16 protein-coding genes are annotated in these 20,444 nt (G+C 53.8%); 8 read left to right on the forward strand and 8 right to left on the reverse strand.

Annotated elements, in window-relative coordinates; genetic code table 11:
* The first annotated feature begins 133 nt into the window (after positions 1-133).
* The gene (locus CKO12_RS09400) at positions 134-871 is read left to right on the forward strand and encodes a carbonic anhydrase (protein ID WP_200154487.1); all 738 of its coding nucleotides are present in this window, start codon (positions 134-136) and stop codon (positions 869-871) included.
* Position 872: 1 nt separating this feature from the next.
* A complete protein-coding gene (mobA, locus tag CKO12_RS09405; protein ID WP_242466289.1) occupies positions 873-1,511 on the forward strand; it encodes a molybdenum cofactor guanylyltransferase MobA in 639 nt (212 codons plus the stop codon).
* 89 nt (positions 1,512-1,600) lie between these two features.
* On the opposite strand, the gene CKO12_RS09410 is transcribed toward mobA, so the two are convergent.
* From CKO12_RS09410 to CKO12_RS09435, 6 genes are all read right to left on the reverse strand, one after another.
* The gene (locus tag CKO12_RS09410) at positions 1,601-2,293 is read right to left on the reverse strand and encodes a succinate dehydrogenase iron-sulfur subunit (protein ID WP_200154488.1); all 693 of its coding nucleotides are present in this window, start codon (positions 2,291-2,293) and stop codon (positions 1,601-1,603) included.
* A 124-nt stretch (positions 2,294-2,417) separates the two neighbouring features.
* Entirely contained in the window at positions 2,418-2,999 is a 582-nt protein-coding gene (locus CKO12_RS09415; protein ID WP_200154489.1) for a superoxide dismutase, read from the reverse strand.
* A 306-nt stretch (positions 3,000-3,305) separates the two neighbouring features.
* The gene (locus CKO12_RS09420; protein WP_200154490.1) at positions 3,306-3,998 is read right to left on the reverse strand and encodes a PIN domain-containing protein; all 693 of its coding nucleotides are present in this window, start codon (positions 3,996-3,998) and stop codon (positions 3,306-3,308) included.
* Between the two features lie 18 nt (positions 3,999-4,016).
* Positions 4,017-5,903 carry a DNA topoisomerase IV subunit B gene (gene parE / locus CKO12_RS09425; RefSeq protein WP_200154491.1) on the reverse strand — a complete coding sequence of 629 codons (1,887 nt, stop codon included), beginning with the start codon at positions 5,901-5,903 and terminating at the stop codon, positions 4,017-4,019.
* Positions 5,900-6,736: a shikimate dehydrogenase gene (aroE, locus tag CKO12_RS09430; protein ID WP_200154492.1), complete on the reverse strand. Its 837-nt coding sequence runs from the start codon at positions 6,734-6,736 to the stop codon at positions 5,900-5,902. The genes parE and aroE overlap by 4 nt, the downstream gene beginning before the upstream one ends.
* A gap of 9 nt (positions 6,737-6,745) precedes the next feature.
* Complete coding sequence (locus CKO12_RS09435; protein ID WP_200154493.1) at positions 6,746-10,087, reverse strand: EAL domain-containing protein; 3,342 nt, start codon at positions 10,085-10,087, stop codon at positions 6,746-6,748.
* A gap of 225 nt (positions 10,088-10,312) precedes the next feature.
* Between CKO12_RS09435 and CKO12_RS09440 the strand changes: the two genes are divergently transcribed.
* On the forward strand, positions 10,313-11,074 hold the full coding sequence (locus CKO12_RS09440) for a spermidine synthase (RefSeq protein WP_200154494.1): 762 nt from the start codon (positions 10,313-10,315) through the stop codon (positions 11,072-11,074).
* Positions 11,075-11,288: 214 nt separating this feature from the next.
* Entirely contained in the window at positions 11,289-13,298 is a 2,010-nt protein-coding gene (gene hyfB / locus CKO12_RS09445; RefSeq protein WP_200154495.1) for a hydrogenase 4 subunit B, read from the forward strand.
* An 88-nt stretch (positions 13,299-13,386) separates the two neighbouring features.
* On the opposite strand, the gene CKO12_RS09450 is transcribed toward hyfB, so the two are convergent.
* Together CKO12_RS09450 and gmhB are read right to left on the reverse strand one after the other, a co-directional pair.
* On the reverse strand, positions 13,387-14,127 hold the full coding sequence (locus CKO12_RS09450; protein ID WP_200154496.1) for a lysophospholipid acyltransferase family protein: 741 nt from the start codon (positions 14,125-14,127) through the stop codon (positions 13,387-13,389).
* Between the two features lie 10 nt (positions 14,128-14,137).
* On the reverse strand, positions 14,138-14,707 hold the full coding sequence (gene gmhB, locus CKO12_RS09455; RefSeq protein ID WP_200154497.1) for a D-glycero-beta-D-manno-heptose 1,7-bisphosphate 7-phosphatase: 570 nt from the start codon (positions 14,705-14,707) through the stop codon (positions 14,138-14,140).
* Between the two features lie 396 nt (positions 14,708-15,103).
* Between gmhB and CKO12_RS09460 the strand changes: the two genes are divergently transcribed.
* Genes CKO12_RS09460 through CKO12_RS09475 form a run of 4 tightly spaced genes read left to right on the forward strand, consistent with a single transcriptional unit; the run spans position 15,104 to position 20,442 of the window.
* On the forward strand, positions 15,104-16,780 hold the full coding sequence (locus tag CKO12_RS09460; protein WP_200154498.1) for a Cas10/Cmr2 second palm domain-containing protein: 1,677 nt from the start codon (positions 15,104-15,106) through the stop codon (positions 16,778-16,780).
* Positions 16,773-17,396 (forward strand): RAMP superfamily CRISPR-associated protein, encoded by a 624-nt coding sequence (locus CKO12_RS09465; RefSeq protein ID WP_200154499.1) that lies wholly within the window; start codon positions 16,773-16,775, stop codon positions 17,394-17,396. Before CKO12_RS09460 ends, CKO12_RS09465 begins: the two co-directional genes overlap by 8 nt.
* Positions 17,384-18,916, forward strand: a complete 1,533-nt coding sequence (locus tag CKO12_RS09470; protein ID WP_200154500.1) for a hypothetical protein — start codon at positions 17,384-17,386, stop codon at positions 18,914-18,916. The genes CKO12_RS09465 and CKO12_RS09470 overlap by 13 nt, the downstream gene beginning before the upstream one ends.
* Positions 18,916-20,442, forward strand: a complete 1,527-nt coding sequence (locus CKO12_RS09475; RefSeq protein ID WP_207146323.1) for an RAMP superfamily CRISPR-associated protein — start codon at positions 18,916-18,918, stop codon at positions 20,440-20,442. Before CKO12_RS09470 ends, CKO12_RS09475 begins: the two co-directional genes overlap by 1 nt.
* Positions 20,443-20,444: the final 2 nt, after the last annotated feature.

Consider the following 20,444-nt stretch of genomic DNA (forward strand, 5'->3'; position numbering starts at 1 on the left):
TATGGCGCAGTGCTACACTTTTTTGGCGTCGTGCCGGGTGCGGCAATGACGCGCTGATCTTTGAATAAAATGGGTTATGTAAGAAACAATCGCGCAGGCGATAATCAATCATTTTATGACGGGAAATATGGCAATGAAACGCAGCGTATTTTTTAGTTTATCTGTATTATTGGGAAGCAGTATTGCCACTGCTGGACATGAGGTGCATTGGGGTTATTCCGGTGCGGATGGCCCGGAACACTGGGGGGAATTGAACCCACAATTTACAGAGTGCAAGAACGGAAAATATCAGACGCCGATTGATTTAACGCAGATGGTCGATCAGCAATTACCACCGCTAGATTTTCATTATCGCCCCGGTGGTGATGATGAGATCAATAACGGTCATACGATTCAAATTCATTACGCCGCAGGAAGTTCAATCCGTTTAGATGGACGCGATTATGAACTCAAGCAATATCATTTCCACACGCCGAGTGAGAATCACATTGGCGGTAAAGAATTTCCAATGGAAGCGCATTTAGTTCATGCAGATCAAGATGGACATTTATTAGTGATTGCGGTGATGTTTCAGGAGGGTGAGGAAAACTTGGCATTGAAAGAGCCTTGGGCGGCGATGCCGACGCACGTTGATGAACACACGCCGCTGCCGTTGCAGGTTTCGGCGGAGGCGCTGCTGCCGCAAGACCATGATTATTATCGGTTTACTGGCTCATTGACGACGCCGCCCTGTACGGAAGGAGTGACGTGGATTGTGCTGAAGCAGCCGGTGACGGCGTCGGCGGGGCAAATTCACAAGTTTGCCGAGGTGATGGGGCATCCGAACAATCGCCCGATCCAGCCGCTGAATGCGCGGTTAATTGTTGAATAAGTTGTTAAAACAAGGAGTTATCGCTGCGCCCGCGCTGTCCACCTGCACCGGAGTGGTGCTGGCGGGCGGGCGGGCGCGGCGCATGAACGGACAAGATAAAGGCTTGATTTTATTGGCGGGACGCCCGTTGGCGGCGTGGGCGCTGGCGGCATTAGCGCCGCAGGTGTCGACGACGCTCATCAGTGCCAATCGCCATTTCGATCAATATGCGGCATTGGGAGCGCCGGTGGTGACGGACGCGGTGCCGGATTTTGCTGGGCCGTTGGCGGGTGTTCACAGTGCGCTGATGGCGGCTAAAACCGCGTGGTTGTTGACGGTGCCGGGCGATGCGCCGCAATCGCCGCCGGATTTGGGGCTGCGCTTGGCGACTGCGGTAGTGGCGGCGCAGGCGGAGGTGGCGGTGGCGACAGTCGGGGCGCAGCGCCAGCCGTTACATGCGTTGGTGCCGGTACATTTAGCGGCGGAACTGCACGCATATTTGGCGAGCGGCGAGCGGCGGGTCGATGCGTGGTATGCGCAGCGGCGGGTGGTGTGGGTGGATTTTAGTGGGCAAGCGGCGGCGTTTTTGAATCTCAACACGCCAGCAGAAGTGCTGGCGCTGGAACGGGATGGTTTTGGAAATCAAACGCGGTTATTTTAGTTGCTAAACAAACAGTTAGGCGCGGCTAAAAAATTTTGCGTGTCCCGCTTGAGTTCAATCAGAAATCACCGCCTCTTGAGGCGGTTTTTTTATAACCCCTTGTCTAACATCAACGTTTTAATCTGACCGATGGCGCGAGTGGGATTGAGCGCCTTCGGGCACACCTCAACGCAATTCATAATGCTGTGGCAGCGAAATACCTTATATGGACCGGCCAAGGCGTCGAGACGCGCTTCGGCAGCTTGATCGCGGCTGTCGGCGAGAAACCGCCACGCTTGCAATAAAGCGGCAGGGCCATGAAATTTCTCAGGATTCCACCAAAACGACGGGCAAGCGGTGGAGCAGCACCCGCACAAAATGCACTCGTATAACCCATCTAATTGATCGCGCTGCGCTGGAGTTTGTAAAATTTCTTGTTCCGGCAAAGGATCATGGCGAATTAAATACGGTTTAATCGCACGATATTGTTCATAAAACTGCGTTAAATCGACAACTAAATCACGAATAATTGGACGCCCCGGCAGCGGTCGCACCGTAATTGGCGTGGTTAATTCTGCAATTGGCGTAATACACGCTAATACGTTGCGCCCATTCACATTCACTGCATCAGAACCACACACGCCTTCGCCGCACGAATGGCGAAAACTAAAGGATTCATCTTGTTGTTTAATTGCTAATAACGCATCGCGCACCATCATACCGGGGTGCGGAGTGATACAATAAGAATGCAAGCGTGGCGTGGCGTCGCAGTCGGGATTATAACGATAGACGTTGATATTCATGTAGCCGCCTAATGTTGGCGCGTATTAAAGTGCGCGGCAGTGTACATTAAAAAACCCGCTCGCATCTTGCAATGCGACAGCGGGTGTTAATCACAAGCCTGCTGAATAGCGCGAGCAGTGGCGCTTAGTCGGCATAATTCGCAGCAACAAACTCCCAATTGATTTTTTCCCAAATCGTTTCCAGATATTTCGGGCGAGCGTTGCGATAGTCAACGTAATAAGCATGTTCCCACACATCGACCGTTAATAGCGCCGTTTTACCGGATGTCATGGGCGTACCGGCGTTGGCAGTATTGAAAATCTCCAGCGTGCCATCGCTATTCTTTACCAACCACGTCCAGCCAGAACCGAAATTCGTGGTTGCAGACTGCGTGAATTGCTTTTTGAAATCAGCGAATGAACCAAAGGTTGCAGTAATGGCATCTGCCAAGGCGCCAGTTGGAGCGCCGCCACCAGTTGGACTCAAGCAATTCCAATAAAACGTGTGATTCCAAACCTGCGCGGCGTTATTAAATAACCCGCCCGCCGCTTTCATAATGATGTCGGTCAAACTCAGGTCAGCGAATTCAGTGCCGGCAATTAAATTGTTCAGGTTGGTGACATAGGTTTGATGATGTTTGCCGTAGTGATAGTCGATGGTTTCAGCGGAAATAACCGGCGCAAGCGCATCTTTAGCGTAGGGTAAAGCAGGTAATTCGTGAGTCATAAATCGCAAGCTCCAAGTGAGGGAATGATGCAACGGTGTTGTAATACTACAGATAGGTGCATTTTTACCAGTTTCAACTGGTAGCAGTGACAGACATTGAGCGCCAATGCACGGTTTTTTCTATTGCCTCGTGCCGGATAGTGTACATTCACTGCGGCTACCCGATGATGGTGCCTAAAATATAGGAAATGGTAGCAATCAGCAATGTGGATGATGAGAAAGAAAACACAATGAATATCACAAGCAGTGCGATGATTCCAACTAAGGTTGCGGTGAGCTTATTCATGCAGCGATTCTCAGGATCGTTTAGAGAGAATAATGAATTGCCCCGGTGTTTTCTTTCACATAGCCACGTTTAATGAGTTCTGCATAAACTTGTTCTATTTTAGTTTGCGGGACGTTTTTTCCGCAAACCGATTGAATCGTGTTGAGTAATGTTGCTGGTTTAGCGGGTTTACCTTGCTTGCGTTTTATTAAATCGTTGCGTGCAATGTTCACTAACGCATCAATAGACGGTTGCGGTGCAGGCTGAGTTTGATTGCTGCCAGTCACTGCCTTAATTACAGTTTTAATTGCTGGCGGTATAGGTTTTTCAAGCGGCAACTGCGGTGCTGGTGGCGCAGCGGGCGGTTGAAAACAAGGCATTGTTTCAAGTGATACAGAACGCACTGCCGTGATCTTCTGTTTTTTTAAGTGATCTAACAGCGGATCAAAGCCAGTATCTTTGGAAATGATATGAAAAAATGCGTCAGGCTCTGCTGCTGCCAATGTGCCGAGAGTATAGGCAATGTGAAAATCAAGCGCATTATTGCCCACTGTTTCCAATACGATATATTCGGCGCGTTGTTTTAATGCCTGCATCGTGAGCACTAATTCAAGCGGCAGCTTGGTATTCTTTGGCCCTAAAAAAACGCGCACCTCAAACTGTTCGCCCGTTAGCAGCGCCACCGTTTTAATCGGCACGTTTTCATAATCAATCAAGACGTAGTTTTTGCGCACCGCTGCACCATCATCAGATTAAATCTCAGCTAAGTCGCCTTTTTCTTGTAGCCATTGGCGGCGATCCGCAGCGCGTTTTTTCGCCAGTAATAAATCCAGCATTTGCTCACTGTCATCGTCATCAGTAATCGTCAATTGCACCAAGCGCCGCGTGTCTGGATGAATAGTTGTTTCGCGCAATTGCGCCGGGTTCATTTCACCTAAACCCTTAAAACGTTGCAAATTGATTTTGCCTTTTATTTGTTCGGCGGCAATACGATCTAATAACCCGCGCTTTTCATCGTCATCAAGCGCATAAAAAACGCGTTGCCCCACGTCAATGCGGTACAGCGGCGGCATTGCGACGTAAACGTGACCTTCTGCCACTAAACGCCGAAAATGCCTTAAAAATAAAGCACATAACAGCGTCGCAATATGTGCGCCGTCAGAATCGGCATCCGCCAAAATGCAGATTTTGCCAAACCGCAGCCGGCTTAAATCGTCGCTGCCGGGGTCAACGCCAATGGCGACGGCGATGTCGTGTACTTCCTGCGACGCCAACACTTCGCTGGCGTCAATTTCCCAAGTATTCAATATCTTACCGCGCAGCGGCAGAATCGCTTGAAACTCCCGATCCCGCGCCTGTTTCGCCGAACCGCCCGCCGAATCGCCCTCCACTAAAAACAACTCGCCGCGTTCTGGATCGGTGGTGGTGCAATCCGCCAGCTTGCCGGGCAGCGCCGGGCCCGCAGTGATTTTTTTGCGGGTGACGATGCGCCCCGCTCGCAGTCGCAGTTGCGCCGCTGCGATGGCCAATTCCGCGATCTGTTCACCTTCGGCGACGTGCTGATTGAGCCATAAACTGAACGCATCTTTGACCACGCCGCTGACAAACGCCGCGCATTCCCGTGAGGACAGCCGTTCTTTGGTTTGACCGGAAAATTGCGGCTCGCGCAGCTTGACCGAAAGGATGTAGCTGACGCGGCTCCAAACATCTTCGGGCGCGAGTTTGACGCCCCGCGGCAGCAAGTTGCGGAATTCGCAAAACTCGCGCACCGCTTCAGTTAAACCGCTGCGCAAACCGTTGACGTGAGTGCCGCCCTGCACGGTCGGAATCAGATTGACGTAACTTTCCGCGACCGGCTCGCCGCCATCGGGCAGCCACACCAGCGCCCACTGCGCCGCTTCATTGCTGGCGCGGAAATCGCCCACGAACATCTCCGCTGGCAGCCGCGCCGCCCCGCCCAATTCTTGCTCGAGATAGTCGATCAAGCCGTCGCGGTAGCACCAATTGAAGGTTTCGCCGCTCGCCTCATCGCGGAATTGCACCTCCAGCCCCGGACAGAGCACGGCTTTGGCGCGGAGCAAATGCAGCAGCGGTTTGATGGCGAATTTCGGGGTATCGAAATAGCTCGGATCAGGCCAAAAGCGCAGACGGGTGCCGGTGTTATTGCGCCCGACGCTGCCGATCTGCGCCAGCGCCGAGGTTTTAGCGCCACCCGCAAAGCGCATCTGGTATTCCAGCCCGCCGCGCTTGACCCACACTTCTAGCCGCTGCGAGAGCGCGTTGACTACGGAAACGCCGACGCCGTGCAAACCGCCGGAGAATTGATAACTGTCGCCGCTGAATTTGCCGCCAGCGTGGAGTTTGGTGAGGATGACCTCGACGCCGGGCATCTGTTCGAGCGGGTGCAGATCGACCGGCATTCCGCGTCCGTCATCGCTGACTTCCAGCGAACCATCGCCGTACAGCGTGACGGCGATGCGGCGAGCGTGACCAGCCAGCGCCTCATCGACGCTGTTATCAATGACTTCTTGGGCGAGGTGATTAGGGCGAGTGGTGTCGGTGTACATGCCCGGGCGCTTGCGCACCGGGTCCAGTCCCATCAAGACCTCAATTGCGGCGGCGTTATAGGAACTGCTCATGCCGCCAACTGCGCGATCACCGGCGCGGTGTTGGGGCGCAGCCCGCGCCACAGCCAGAACGCTTCGGCAGCTTGTTCCACCAACATCCCCAAGCCGTTGAGCGATTGCGCCGCGCCCTGCGTCTGGCTCCAGCGTTGAAACGCGGTGGGGTGCTCGCCGTACAGCAAGTCATACGTCCAGCCGCCGGGCGCGATACAGCCAGCGGGCAACGCCGGCACTTCATCCGTCAAACCGGCAGAAGTCGCGTTAATGATGAGATCAAATTGCTGCCCGCCCAGCGCCGCCAAACCGCAGCCCGTCACCTGACACCTGACGCCTGACAATTGCCAACTATTCACCCGCTCCGCCAGCGCCTCCGCTTTTGTCGCCGTGCGATTCGCCACTGCCAACTGCGCGATCCCCGCCTCCAACAGCGGCATCATCACGCCGCGTGCCGCCCCGCCTGCGCCGAGCAGCAACACCCGCGCTCCGCCGAGCGGAAAAGCGTGATTGATGCTGAGATCGCGCACCAGCCCGATGCCGTCGGTGTTATCACCGTGCAGGCGACCGTCCGCCAAGCGCAGCAGCGTATTGACTGCGCCCGCCACCTCAGCGCGGGCGCTGCGTTCCGTCGCCAGCGCAAACGCCTCTTCTTTGAACGGCACCGTCACATTCAACCCCTTGCCGCCGTCAGCAAAAAACCGCTGCACATCGCCAGCAAAATCATCGAGATGTCCCAATAAACGACTGTATTCCAAAGTCTGGCGCAGTTGCAGCGCAAATTCCGCATGAATTTGCGGGGATTTGCTATGCGCAATCGGGTTGCCAATCACAGCGTAACGATCAAAATCCATTGCAGCTCATCAATTCAAAAGTGGACGTTGAATAACGCCGAATTGCGCAATCGCCTCGGCAGGTGGAATTGGTCGTGACCACAGATAACCCTGTCCCCAATCACAACCCAGTGTTTTTAATAACTCCAATTGGCGCGGCGTTTCAATGCCTTCTGCAATCACTTCTTTACCGATGGAGTGCGCCATCGCAATCATGCCGCCAACTAAATTCCGATCTCGCGGCGTTTCAATTCCGCGCACAAATTCCCGATCAATTTTCAAAATACTAATCGGCAATTCGCGCAAATATGCCATTGAACTAAAGCCAGTGCCAAAATCATCTAACGATAATTGAATACCGCCGTGATCCAACGCATTGAGTGACGCTTTTACGCTGGCGGTCATGCGCAATAACATGGATTCCGTGATTTCAATTTCAATTAAATCTGGTGGCACATCGGCAGCGTGTAAATCTTCAAATAAGCGCCGCACAAATGTCGTTTCTTCTAAATCCGCCGCCGAAATGTTAATGCCGAGCCGGAGGTCGGGTTGACCGCGTTCCAATTGATTGCGCAGCAGTCGCAGCGTGCTGCGCACCACCGCGCCGGTAACGCTGCGAATCAAGCCGTTGCGCTCCACCGCTGGAATAAAATCATTCGGCATCACGATGCTGCCATCTTCAGTGCGCCACCGCGCCAGCACTTCAAACCGACACTGCGGCACGGCAGCGCAGATCGCAATCTGCGGCTGGAGCAGGATTTCAATCGCATCCAACGGCGCACGTCCCAACACCACGCGATCAATTTCCAGCCGTTGATGCGCCTGCGATTCCAAGCTGGCATCAAACGGACGCGCACAATTGCGCCCATTTTCTTTGGCGCGATACAGCGCCAAATCCGCCTGTTTCAACAAATTGCCCGGTTCCGCATCGCCGTCACCCAGCGCCAGCCCCAACGAGCTGGTGATTGAAAACCGCTCTGCGCCCGCGATGATCGGCAACCGCAGTGCCACCACCAAGCGTTCCAATTCTGCCAACGGTTCCAGCGCGGAGGGCGGCAGCAGCAGGGCGAATTCATCGCCACCCAAGCGCGCCGTCAGCACCGGCGCTGGCAACGTCGCCGTAATGCGCTCCGCCACCGCGCACAATAAAACGTCGCCTTTATCGTGGCCGAGCGTGTCATTGATGGTTTTGAAGTGATCAATGTCGAGCAGTGCCACCGCAAATGCTTCACCGCTGCGCTGCGTGATTTGAATCATCTCATTAAGCGCCTCACGAAACTGCGCCCGATTGGGCAAACCAGTCAACGTATCGTGCAGCGCCCGATGCCGCATTTCCTCGCGGGATTGGCGCAATTGATCGCGCTGCCGCTCCAGCGACCGCGCCAGCCGCTCAAAATGGCTGGCGTTGGCGACGATGACGCGCTGAATCAGATTTTTGAGCGCCAGCCCGGTTGCCACCGCCACTGCTGACCACGGACGGGCGTGATGGGTGCGCTCTTCGCGCCAGACTTGAAACACGCGGCGCGGCCAGCCAAACGGTTGTTCTTCATCGGCGGCTGAGAATGGCAGCGATGCCGGGTCTGCGCCCCAGTTGACGGTGTATTTAATGCGCCGCCGCCCGAACATCAAAATGTCATCACGGCGCTCGTCTACAAAGACCGCCATCACACCAGCGAGCAGATGCGGATAATCCGCTGCTGGTTCAAATTCCGCTGACAAGCAATCGGTAGACCACACCGGCCCCGGACAGGTGCGCAGAAATCCGAGCAGCGCGTGTACCTGTTCGGGCGCGAGGTTGCAATCTTGTCCCAAAAATAGCGGCTGCCCGCGATGATAAATCTGCACCAAATCGGCGTTCACCAGCCCGCACAGCAACTGCTCTTTGCCGACGAAACTTTCTGGAAACGGCTGCTCAATGTCGATTTGATTGACGATGCTGTTGACCTCCGCCATGCCCAGCTCGCTGGCGTGGTTGCGGTCGCGTTCCTCAATCAGCGCCAGCCGCCCCGATAAACAGTTGGTGAATTCGATCAAGCGCCGGCGCGTGTAGGACGTGACCGGATGCGGGGCGCGATGATGAAAAATCACCAGCCCCCAGAGCCGATCTTCCGCCATGATCGACAGCGACATTGAGCCGTTCACATCAAAGCGTTTCAGATAGTTGCGGTGAATCGGCGACTGCGCCCGCAGATGCGCGATGCCGATGTCGATGGCGTTCGGTTCCAAGGTGCGACTGAGCAGCGGCACGTCGGAATGATCGCGGCTGGGGGCGTAACGCAGCGGGGTTTCGCAATACAGCGCCCGTGCTTGGCGCGGAATATCGGTGGCGGGATAACGCAGTCCCATGATGGATGGCCAGGTGTCGGTCATCATGCTTTCGGCGATGACGATGCCGTCGTCTTCCGGTTCAAAACGATAGATCACCACCCGTTCAAAGTTGGTGAGATAGCGAAAGGCGGAGACGGCAGCTTGGCTGACGGCGACGGGATCGGTGTGATGACGCAGCCGCTGCTGAAAACCCTCGACATCAAACCCGCGCAGCCGCGCATCCATTGCCATATCGCCCTGCGGTTCGAGTTCCAACAAGAGCCGTCCGCGCCAGCGGTGGAGGCGAATATCCAGCGTGAGGTTGTTGGCGGTGGCGGCAGCGCAGAAAAAGGAGGGACAAAATGCAGCGTCTTCGGCGGTGGCGGTCAAACAGCTTTCCAAATCTTCAGTCAGGCAGGTGATGACCTGACTGATCGGCACATCCAGAACGGCTTCTGGTTCTTGTCCCAAATACATCGCGCTGTTGGCGCTACAGGCAACGATGGTCAGGGTGAGCGGATTGAGCACCAGCAGGCAGCCGAAGGGTTGAATCAAGCCGCAGGTGGCGATAGGTTCTTGATCGCATTGAGAAAAATCAAATGAAGTCGCAGTCAGCTCCGCCACTGACGCGCAGAATTTGTTAGAAATCAGCTCATAAGCAACCGCTTCGTTGCGGGGCGGCAAATGGCGCAGCGGTTCAATCAAAATCCAAAATTCAGCCGAGCGCTGCGCGTTGCGCATCGTGATCCGCACCTGCACCGGGTGCATTTCAAAATCAAAGACGAATTCAAAAGTGGTGCTCAGGCTGCCGGTGAGCACGCCGTGCCGGAAGCGCCCGTAAAACTCTGGCACCACCGTGCAGGGCGCGACTTCAGCAAAGAAGTTGCGTCCAATCACGGCCATCGGTTCGCGGTTGGTGATTTTGGCTTGGGAACGGCTGTAAAACAGGATCACACCTTCGGCATTGACGCGGATGGCTCCGCACGGCAGTTGATCCAGTTGATCTTCAGAAAGCGCATCTAGCTGCTGGGGGTCGTGAATGTCGATGGCGGTGAGTGGATTCATGGGCGATCAAGTTGAGGAAATGTGACGTAATTTTATCGTAAGAAGCGATCTGTTGTTCCAAACAACTTGCAAAATTTAGGAGTGACGCAGTGTTCACCGATAACTGACAACTGACAACTCCATCAATCACTTGTATCCGCAACCGCGTCACTCCTAAAAACTGTCAACCGCGCAGACCGACTAGACTATCGTCACCACCAAACGCTAATAACGCTGGATAAAAAAATGACTAAGGATCGAATCACTGCAATTGTAATGACGCTGTTTGTTTGGGGCTTTGCCGGGGCGCTATTTGGAGCCATTTTTGCCGGGCTGTATCAGGTGTTGCTGGCGCTGGGATTGATGGGTTGGCAAGCGTTGCTGGTGACGACTGCGACGGCAGCGGTGACGACGTCGGCGTTTTATAGCGCGATGCCGGTGGCGCTGGTCGGCTCGATGGCGGGCGTATTGGCGGCAATTGGCTATTTGATCGTCGCCGGGCACGACATCCACTTGGTATTGATGATGACGGTGACGGGCGGCGCGGGCGTTATCGCGGGCGGGTTTTATGCGTGGATGATTGCGCGAGATAGCCAACCGCTGGCGCAGGCGTTGACCGGATTCACCGCCGGGGTGTTAGCGGGCTGCGTGCTGGCGCTCGGATTGGCGATCAGCGGTCAACACGTCAGTCTGTTTGTATTAGCAGCCAGCGTGGTCGCGCTGGTCGGCAGCCTGTTTCAACTGTCAGAACGCTGGCTGGTGACGCACAGCACGGCGTGGCTGCCAGCAGGATTATCCGCGCCCGTCGTCGCCGGACTGATTGCCGCCGTCGTCGGAGCCAGCATCGGCATCATGGACGGCGCGATGGCGCTCACCATCAGCAGCAAAGCGATGATCGGACAGGTCGTGCATGACATTCCGATTGGATTTATGGGCGGATTAAGTGGCGGCGCAATCACGGGATTGATATTGGAATTGCTTGGCTTTCGTTTGGAAGAGCATCGCTGAATTATCCGACATAATCGCTGGCAGGGCGCACTGCCAGCACTGAGCTGTCACTTTTTAAGTGTGATGATATTTAATTTTTATCATTATTTAGGAGTGACGCAGTTGCGATACAACCTATTGGTTGAGTTGTCAGTTATCGGTGACAACCATACTTTTTACTGACAACCGCCAACTGATCAACTCACATCAACCCTTGATTGCACTAAAATCATCCATGAACATTTTCCCCCTGTTATTGGCGCTCGTTGCAGTACTGCTGGCGCTCACTTCCGCTGCCGTATCGCTCTTTGCGAATCACTATCCACGCTTGCTGCGCCAACTTGCCACTCCATTATTAGGCATATCAGGCATTGCCGCTATCGCAGCGGGAGTGCTGACTTTAGTGTCTGGCGACAGCTTCACAATGATATTGCCATTGGGATTACCGTGGCTGCCTTGGCACCTGCGTCTTGATGCACTCGCCGCTTTATTTTTAGTGTTAATTGGATTAGTCACCACCGCCGTTGGGATTTATGCACCAGCGTATGTGCGTGATTTTGAACGCGGGCGCGACTCGCTCACTGCTTTAGGCGGATTTAGCGGTTTATTTTTAACCGGAATGCTGCTGGTTGTGTTAGCAGATGACGCCTTTTTGTTTATGGTGGCATGGGAACTGATGTCACTTGCCTCTTATTTTTTAGTGGCATTTCAACACGAAAATGCTGCAAATCGTCGCGCCGCTTTTTTATATCTCCTGATGGCACATATTGGCGGCTTATCCATTTTGCTGGGATTTGGCGTACTAGCTGCTTTTGGTCACAGCTTTGAATTCAGCGCCCTCCGCGCCGCCACCTTTACTGACGGCTGGGCAAATGTCGCCTTTGGCTTATTTTTTCTGGGTTTTGGCATGAAAGCCGGTTTAATTCCACTTCATGCGTGGCTACCCGAAGCACATCCCGCCGCTCCCTCACACATTTCCGCGTTAATGTCTGGCGTCATGCTCAAAATTGCGGTTTATGGATTTATTCGCGTGATATTTGATTTGATTGGACAACTGCATTGGCAATGGGGCGTCATTTTAATTGCAATCGGCAGTTTATCGGCGCTGCTGGGCGTCTTATTTGCGTTAATGCAAACGGACTTAAAACGCCTGTTAGCCTATTCATCAGTCGAAAATCTGGGCATTATTTTTATTGCGTTAGGGCTGGCATTGATTTTTATCAGCACCGATCACGCCGTCCTCGGTGCGTTAGCATTCATTGCCGCGCTGTATCACAGCCTCAATCACGCACTATTCAAAAGTTTGTTATTTCTCGGTGCGGGAGCAATTTTACACAGCGCCCACGAGCGCGATTTAGAACAAATGGGCGGGTTATTACGCCGAATGCCTTGGACTGGACTCTTCTTTTTAATTGGCGCTTTATCTATTTCGGCACTGCCGCCATTCAACGGTTTCGTATCAGAATGGCTAATTTTTCAAGCCGCATTACAAGCATGGCAACTTGAAAGCGGCGTATTGCGCAGCCTCATTCCCATTGCCTCCGCAGTATTGGCGCTCACCGGCGCATTAGTGGCGGCAACCTTCGTTAAAGTGTATGGCATCGCCTTTTTAGGACAGGCACGTTCGCGGCATGTGCGCCATGCCCGACAAGGGGCGCTGGGAATGCGAATTGGACAAGGAGTATTAGCAGGACTGTGCATTATTTTTGGCGTATTACCGACGCAAATCATTACATTTATTGCGCCAGTTTCTACGCAAATTTTGCACATTGAACTCCCACAAATTGGCGCACAAGGTTGGTTATGGCTCACGCCAATCTCAGCAGAAACTGCCAGTTATAGCGCCCCATTGACGCTCATGTTATTAGGGCTCATTGCGGGAGCGGCATTTTGGTGGTTTTTGCGCGGAGTGCCGCGCCGTATTCGTCGCCGTGATCCATGGGATTGCGGTTTTGCTCCGCCATCGCCGCGAATGCAATACAGCGCCACTGCATTTGCGCAACCAATGCGGCGCGTATTCGGGCTGCTATTTGATATTGATGAAACCCGCCCCACGCATTCCGACCTTGCGCCACGTTATCGCCTCAAATTAACTGATCGGGCGCTCGCATTATTTTATGTGCCCATTACGCACATGGTGGAAGCGGCGTCGCGGCGGGTGGTGCAATTGCAATCCGGCAATGTGCGGATGTATTTAGGCTGGACATTAGCAACGCTATTGGTATTGCTATGGATTATTTCTTAACACAAAACGCGCAATATCGTTGGCGTTATTAGAACAATGTTGGTTGGGTTGATGACCGCAACCCAACCACCACAAATCACGCTTTTAATTATTCACTATCAGCCGTGCCAGTGTGTTTTGGCAATGCTGCTACCGTCGCCTCAATCCAAGTTTCAACTTCCGCGTTAATTTCACCGGCGCTGCGTCCTTTTGTCTCGCGCAACGTTCCAATCACGAGATCAATGGTGCCCGGACGTTTTAATAAACTGCGCCGTCCCCAAAACTCTCCCGCATTATGCGCAATTGGCAATACGGGATACCCGCTGCGCTCTGCCAATACCGCTCCGCCCAACGCATACGGACGGCGCGTGCCGGGCGCAACCCGCGTCCCTTCTGGAAATACAATCACCCAACGTCCAGCCGCTAATCGTTGTTGTCCATCGCGGATAACTTGCGCTCCCGCCCGTCGTCCGGCTTGGCGATCAATCGCAATTGGTTGTAATTGGCGCATTGCCCAGCCAAAAAAAGGCACCCGCATCAATTCCTGTTTTAATACCCAGCTTTGTTGTGATGGCAATAAAGCGCGGATAGATACCGTTTCCCAAGTAGATTGATGTTTGGCTAAGACAATCACATTGGTTTGCGGGATGTTTTCCAGCCCGTGAATCCGATAATCCAAGTGACAAATCGTCCGCAGTGCCCACAAATTAAAGCGCCCCCAAGTATTCGCTAACCGCGAGGCAGCGGCTGATTGTCGATTTCTTCCTGCTGCAATCACAATCGCACAGGAAAACGCAAACGTTGATAGCCAGAATACGAGTTGATAGAAAAACGAACGCAGCCAAATCATAAATTACCTTTTAATGTTTTTGGCGCAGCAAGTGCGTTGCTGCGGCATATAAATCACGACTAATCATCACATCATGCAATGAATCACCAGCCGCTTTCAATTGCGTCACGGTGCGTTCACCTTTTCCCGTCAACACCAACCAAGGCGCAGCACCGACGCGCCGTGCGACCTGAATATCACTCACAGAATCGCCAATCAGCGGCACTCCAGTTAAATTGATTTGCATCTGGTACGCGATGCGTTCCAATAAACCCGGGTTAGGTTTTCGACAGTTGCATTGTTCCGGTGGTGCATGTGGACAAAACGCAATCATTTCAATTGCGCCGCCTTGCGCTGTGACCAATTCATTTAATAGGTGGTGCATCGCGTTTAATTCCGTTAGTGAAAACAATCCGCGCCCAATTCCTGATTGATTCGTAGCAACGGCGATGCGATAACCTGCTTGCGATAAACGCGCAATTGCATCAATACTGCCCGGCAGCGGTTTCCATTCCGCCACTGTTTTGATGTAGTCATCTGAATCTTCATTGATTACGCCATCCCGATCCAAAATCACGACTCGCGCACCGTTCACTGTCATTGCTTCATTCACCTTCAAAAGGCGGTGTTCTATTTGCGTCCGCACAACTTTTGGCTGGCAGCATTAAAAATGCACCCGTTGCGTACGTTATCTAGGTGCAGTGCAGCAAATTACCTGCGCCAAGCAACTGAGGTCGCTAGTCTCGCCGACGGCGAAAAGTGTAGAACTAAAATGACAATATCGCAATCAAAAATCGCAATGATTAACGAATAAAAAACTTGCTTTTTTATGACCTAGTGCACTTGCTTTTTTAGCAGATGCGGTGGATTATTTTATCCTGATTCGTCGTGCTGATGTTGCCAGTTAAAAATTGTCTGGCGCTGTACGTTATCCTCATTAGGCAGCATTCGGTTATCCCAACCGCACCACTACATCACTCTGAAAGGCGCTTTCAATATGACTCACTACGCCTGTTTGTTTGAAGCCAAATCTATTCAAGAATATATCCTGCGGTCTGGTCGCTTGCGCCATATTGTCGGCGCGTCAGAACTCATTGATTCACTCACCGGCGCCATGCTTGATAACGTCTTCCGAGAATTGAAGGTGAAAGAAGCAGTCAATGGTGAGGTGCGCTGTTCGCGCCGCGCCGGTGGCGCAATTTATCTTTTTACGGACGATCAAAACAAGCGCGATGCGTTTCGTGATTTGTGGGCATTGGTCGTGCGTCAATACGCGCCGGGCTTGTCATTTATTATGGCAAATGGTGAAGGTAAGAATGACTTTGAAGCCTATCAAGCTGCCAAGAAGCAATTAGAAACGATGCGTAATCGGCAACCACCTGCATTACCAGCCGGAACGCCCGTCACGCGCTATTCTTCGCGCACCGGTTTACCCGCCAGCTCGCGGCATTCCAAATTGGGTTTGCAAGACGCCGCCTCAGAACAATTCGGGCAAGATGTATTCTGGAAGCGCGGTTCATTAGTACAACGCTTTGCACCTGATTCAAAATCAACGGATTGGCCGCGAGAGCTTGAATACGATCCTGATGGTGAACTAGGTAGCGTTGAGTTTCCATTTCTCCCCGATAACCGCTATTTGGGTTTGCTTCATGCCGATGGCAATGGATTGGGGCAGGTGCTGATAAATCTGACTGCGTATATTAAACAGCATCCAGAAAATTTCATTGCCGTATTCCGTGATTTTTCTAACGCTATTCAAACAGCAACCACCGCTGCTGCCAATGCCGCAACTGTCGCAGTATTAACAAAAGCACGCACACCGCATATCAATAGTAATGATGGCGTTTATCCCGCTCGTCCAATCGTGTTGGGTGGCGATGATTTAACGCTGTTAATTCGTGCCGATCTCGCGCTGAAATTTACAGAAGAATTCTTAACTGCGTTTGAAGTTAAAACTGAAGAACAGTTGAAGGAATTGCGCAAGCGTTATCCACAAATCACAGCTTTGCCAGAAAAACTGACAGCGGGCGCTGGCATCGCATTTGTTAAATCGAGTCATCCTTTTTATATGACGATGGAATTAACCGAGGGGCTGGCAAAATTCGCCAAGAATTGCGCTAAGGATTGCGCTAAACAACACAAAACGAATGAACACCAACCGAATGAACGTATTCCACCAACTGTCGCTTTTTATCGCGTCACCACCGCCAGTCATGGCGATTACCGCGACGTGCGCGAGCAGGAGCTGACGTTTTGCGGCGATCCGCATCCCATCGTCACCAGTCTCGGCGCTTACGGCGTTGATCCGCAGCCATTCGGTTTGCCAGCGTTGGCGGATGTGCAGGCATTGGCTAAGGTTTTTGCAAAAGAAGATGTCGCTCGCGGCCCGGCGCGGCAACTGCTCACGCTCATCGGTCAGGACGTTGACGACGCTCGCCGCCGCTATGCCCGTTGGCGCGACGTGATGAAAAACCGCGCTCCGGCAACGTTAAACGACATTGACGACCTGCTGACCAAGCTGTGCGGCAAGCTGAAAGACGATTTGCCCGTGTCAGACGCCATCAATAAAGACAACGCGCACATCACGCCGCTGGCCGATCTCGCCACTTTGCTCACGCTCGGCAAAACACCCACTCCCCCTGCTGACCAATCTCAGGAGACCCGCAATGCGTGAGGCCACATTAACCGTTGCAATTCAAAGCTATTGGCATCCCGGCACCGGGCGCGGCAGCGGCTTTTATCTGGACGCCATGACTCACACCGGCGCAGACGGTTTGCCGCGTTTGCCGGGGCGCACTTTGAAAGGATTGATCCGCGATGCGCTGTGGCGGGCGGAATCGTGGGGCTGGGAGCAGGTGCCAAAGGATTCAACCAGAACGCTGTTCGGCGCGTTTTCCAAACAAGATCAATTTTCTGATGAAAATCACCGGAGTACGCCCGGTCAATTGCGGTTTAGCGACGCGCTGTTGGATGAAAACGTTGCCGATTATTTAGCCAACAGTGCTGCCGGTCGTGCGTTGGTGCCGGGGCTATTTCGTGAACATTTCAGCACCGCGATTGAGCATCACACCGGCGTTGCCAGCGGACGCAGCCTGCGCGGAATGCAGGTGGTGGTGCCGCTGACGCTGACTGCGACCATCGGCGTCGTGCCGGGGCAAAACCCAGCAGCGGATTGGTACGAGCGCATCGAAGCGGTGCTGCCGTTGGTGACGGCGGTGGGCGCATATCGCAGTCGCGGTTTTGGACGGGCACAACTGACTTTGGCACGGAGCACATCATGCGCGAACTGACTTTCAAACTGACGTTGTTGGAAGACGTCATTGTGAATCAACGACCTACCAATCAAGGCGGTCATAAAAGCCTCGACTATGTGCCCGGCACCTTGCTGCTCGGCGCGGTCGCAGCACGGCTGTATGCCAAGTTATCGCCTGAAGATGCGTGGCAAGTGTTCCATTCCGGGCAAGTGCAATTCGGCGATGCGCTGCCGCTGGTCGATGAACATCCGTGTTGGCCGCTGCCGCTGTGCTGGCATGACAAAAAATTGGAGTCCGCACTTCAAGATGGCTGCATTAACGGGGCGCGGGTGCAGAATTTTCAGCACGGCGCGTTTGCGGATGATGCCCAGCCCAAACAACTGCGCGATGGCTACGTCCGCGCTGATGGCCGCAAAGTCAACATCCAGAAATCGCTGCGCATGAAAACCGCGCTCGATCCCACCACCGGACGCGCTGATGACCGACGTCTGTTTGGTTATGAAAGCATCAACGCCGGGCAATCCTTCGTCGCTCGCATCCGCGCCAGCGATGAGGTAAGCGCGGAGTTGTGGGAGCAAGTGGGCGCAGTGCTGGCCGAGCATGGCGAGTTATTGCTCGGACGTTCGCGCTCGGCGGAATACGGGCGAGCAGACTTCTGGTCAGTGGGGCTGGCGCTGGAACCCGCCACTGCGCCAGCGCAGTCAAAGCAAGTCACGCTGTGGTGTTTATCGGATGTGGCGCTGCTGGATGAAAACGGGCAGCCGAGCTTGGAACCAACGCCCGCTGCGTTGGGTTTGACTCGCGGTGAAATCGACTGGACACGCAGCTTTTTGCGCTTTCGCCGTTACGCGATCTGGAACGCGCACCGCAACGGCTATGACCTAGAACGCCAAGTGATTCAACACGGTAGCGTGATCACGCTGCAATTGGACTCGCCGCTGACGGACGCCGAGCGCCAGCTCCTCGCCGCCGGAATTGGGTTGCATCGGGAAGCTGGTTTGGGCTGGGTCAGCGTTGACCCGAAGCTGTTGGCGACCGCGCAGCCGACTTTTGCGCCAGCTATTCCCGCTGCATCAGCCAGTTTGGAACCGTCAGAACCGCAAGATGCACCGCTGATCGCGTGGTTAAAAGCCGAACGTGGTGAAGACGACGTGCTGCGCGAAGCCGAGAAACGCACCCGCGCTGCTGGCAAGAACCTCAAAAAATGCTACGAACTGGCGCGAGCTTATGCCGGTGTTCCCGCGCATTTGCCGATTGGTCCGTCCAAAGCGCAGTGGGGCAGCGTGTATGAAAAGGCGCGAGCGGAAGACAGCGCGAACTTCGACTGGCTGAAGCGCGACCTGTTTGAAGGTACTAACCCGGTTTGTAAACCGGCGGGTGAAGGTTGGCAGGATGCGTTCCGTGATGATGCGGGAGTGCGCAATTTCTGCGCGTGGTTCAGTGACGCCATTGACACCTTGAAAACGGTGCAAACGGTGCGGCTGTTTGCGCGAGAAGCAATGCGCGTCGCCGACCGCGAGCGTGATCACAAAACGTCTGCGAATTTGGAGAATTGATGATGAATCAACCTGAGCCGAACCGACTTGACCGTTCTGTTTTATATCTCGCCCGCTTCACGCTGGAAACCAAGACTGCGCTGTCCATCGGCAGCGGCGGCGCTGACAACGTGTTTGATCATCCGATTGTGCGCGATGCCAATGGCTTACCACAGATTCCCGGTAGCTCGTTGGCGGGAGTGCTGCGGCATCTGTGGATAACTGATCACCCCGAAGCTGCCAATAAAACCGCTGACGATCAGCAGGAAAAAGCTGCTGATGGACTGTTTGGATTTCATCACCGCGATAAAGGCAGTGCCTCGCGGATCGAAGTCGCCGCGTGTGCGTTGCAAGATCAAGACGGCAAGCCGGTGGAAGGGCTGCTGCTCGGCAAGGAGCGCCAGCGGCTGCACGATCCGCTGTTGGCAGCGGCGCTCATCAGCCGCGCTGATCCCAATTTTCGGGATCGGGTGCGCCTGACGCATCGCGGCGTGGCTGCGCATACCGGCAAATTTGATCGCGGACTGCTGCCGGCTGGTTATCGCTTCAGCGGCGAGCTGCGGCTGTGGTCAACACAAAAAGATGATCCGAATTGGAATGCGCTGCTGGCGCTGCTGGCGGATACGCGGCTGCGGCTGGGTGGCGGCACTCGCGCTGGGTTGGGCGCGATGACGTTGAAAAAGCTGCATCAGGCGACGTTTGCTTTGAAAGATGCCAGCGACATCAAACGGTTTCAGAAGTTATCGCCTTCGCTCGGCGCGGTGAACGGTTTGGAGCAGATGAAAATCTCAACGCCGGCGCTGGCTGCCGGGGTGCAGCAGTTGTGTATCAAATTGAATCCCAAAGATTTTTGGCGAATTGGTCAGGGCGATGCGCCGCTTGGTCAGTATGAAAAAAATGAGCCGACGCTGCTGCCCAAACAGGAGCGGATCGTGACATGGCAGGAACAGGGCGCGGGCGTGCGCGGCAAATTCAGTGAACAACGGGTGCTGGTGCCGGGGTCGTCAATTAAAGGTGCGCTGGCGCATCGCACTGCGTTTCATTGGAACGTGCTCAATAAGCAATTTATTGATGATTTGAATGCAGATGAGATTCAGAAATGGGATAAATCCGAACACTGCGACGGAGTAATGGATTTATTTGGATTTGCCAAGAATTCTGAAACTGCTGAGGGGCGCGAGCGGGAACAAACTGGGCAAGCGGGGCGGATTATTATTGATGATGTTTACGTCAACATCAGTGCTGAGGATATGAATAAATATGTGAAGGAGATGGTACACAACAGCATTGATCGTTTTACCGGCGGCGTGCGCAATCGGATGTTGTTTACTGAAGAATTGATTTTTTACCGCTCGATTTCATTAAAAATAACGCTATTGCCGGGCGTTACAGAAGCAACTGCATATCAGGCTTTTGCACGAGCGTTGAGTGATTTATGCAGCGGCAGTTTAGCGATTGGCGGCGGCGTTACTAAAGGGCACGGTGCTTTTAGTGGCGAACCAGATCAAACGACACGAGATTGGTTAATTGCACAGGGAGCGAGTTAGCG

This window comes from Chromatium okenii (assembly GCF_016583745.1).
GTDB classification, from domain to species: domain Bacteria; phylum Pseudomonadota; class Gammaproteobacteria; order Chromatiales; family Chromatiaceae; genus Chromatium; species Chromatium okenii.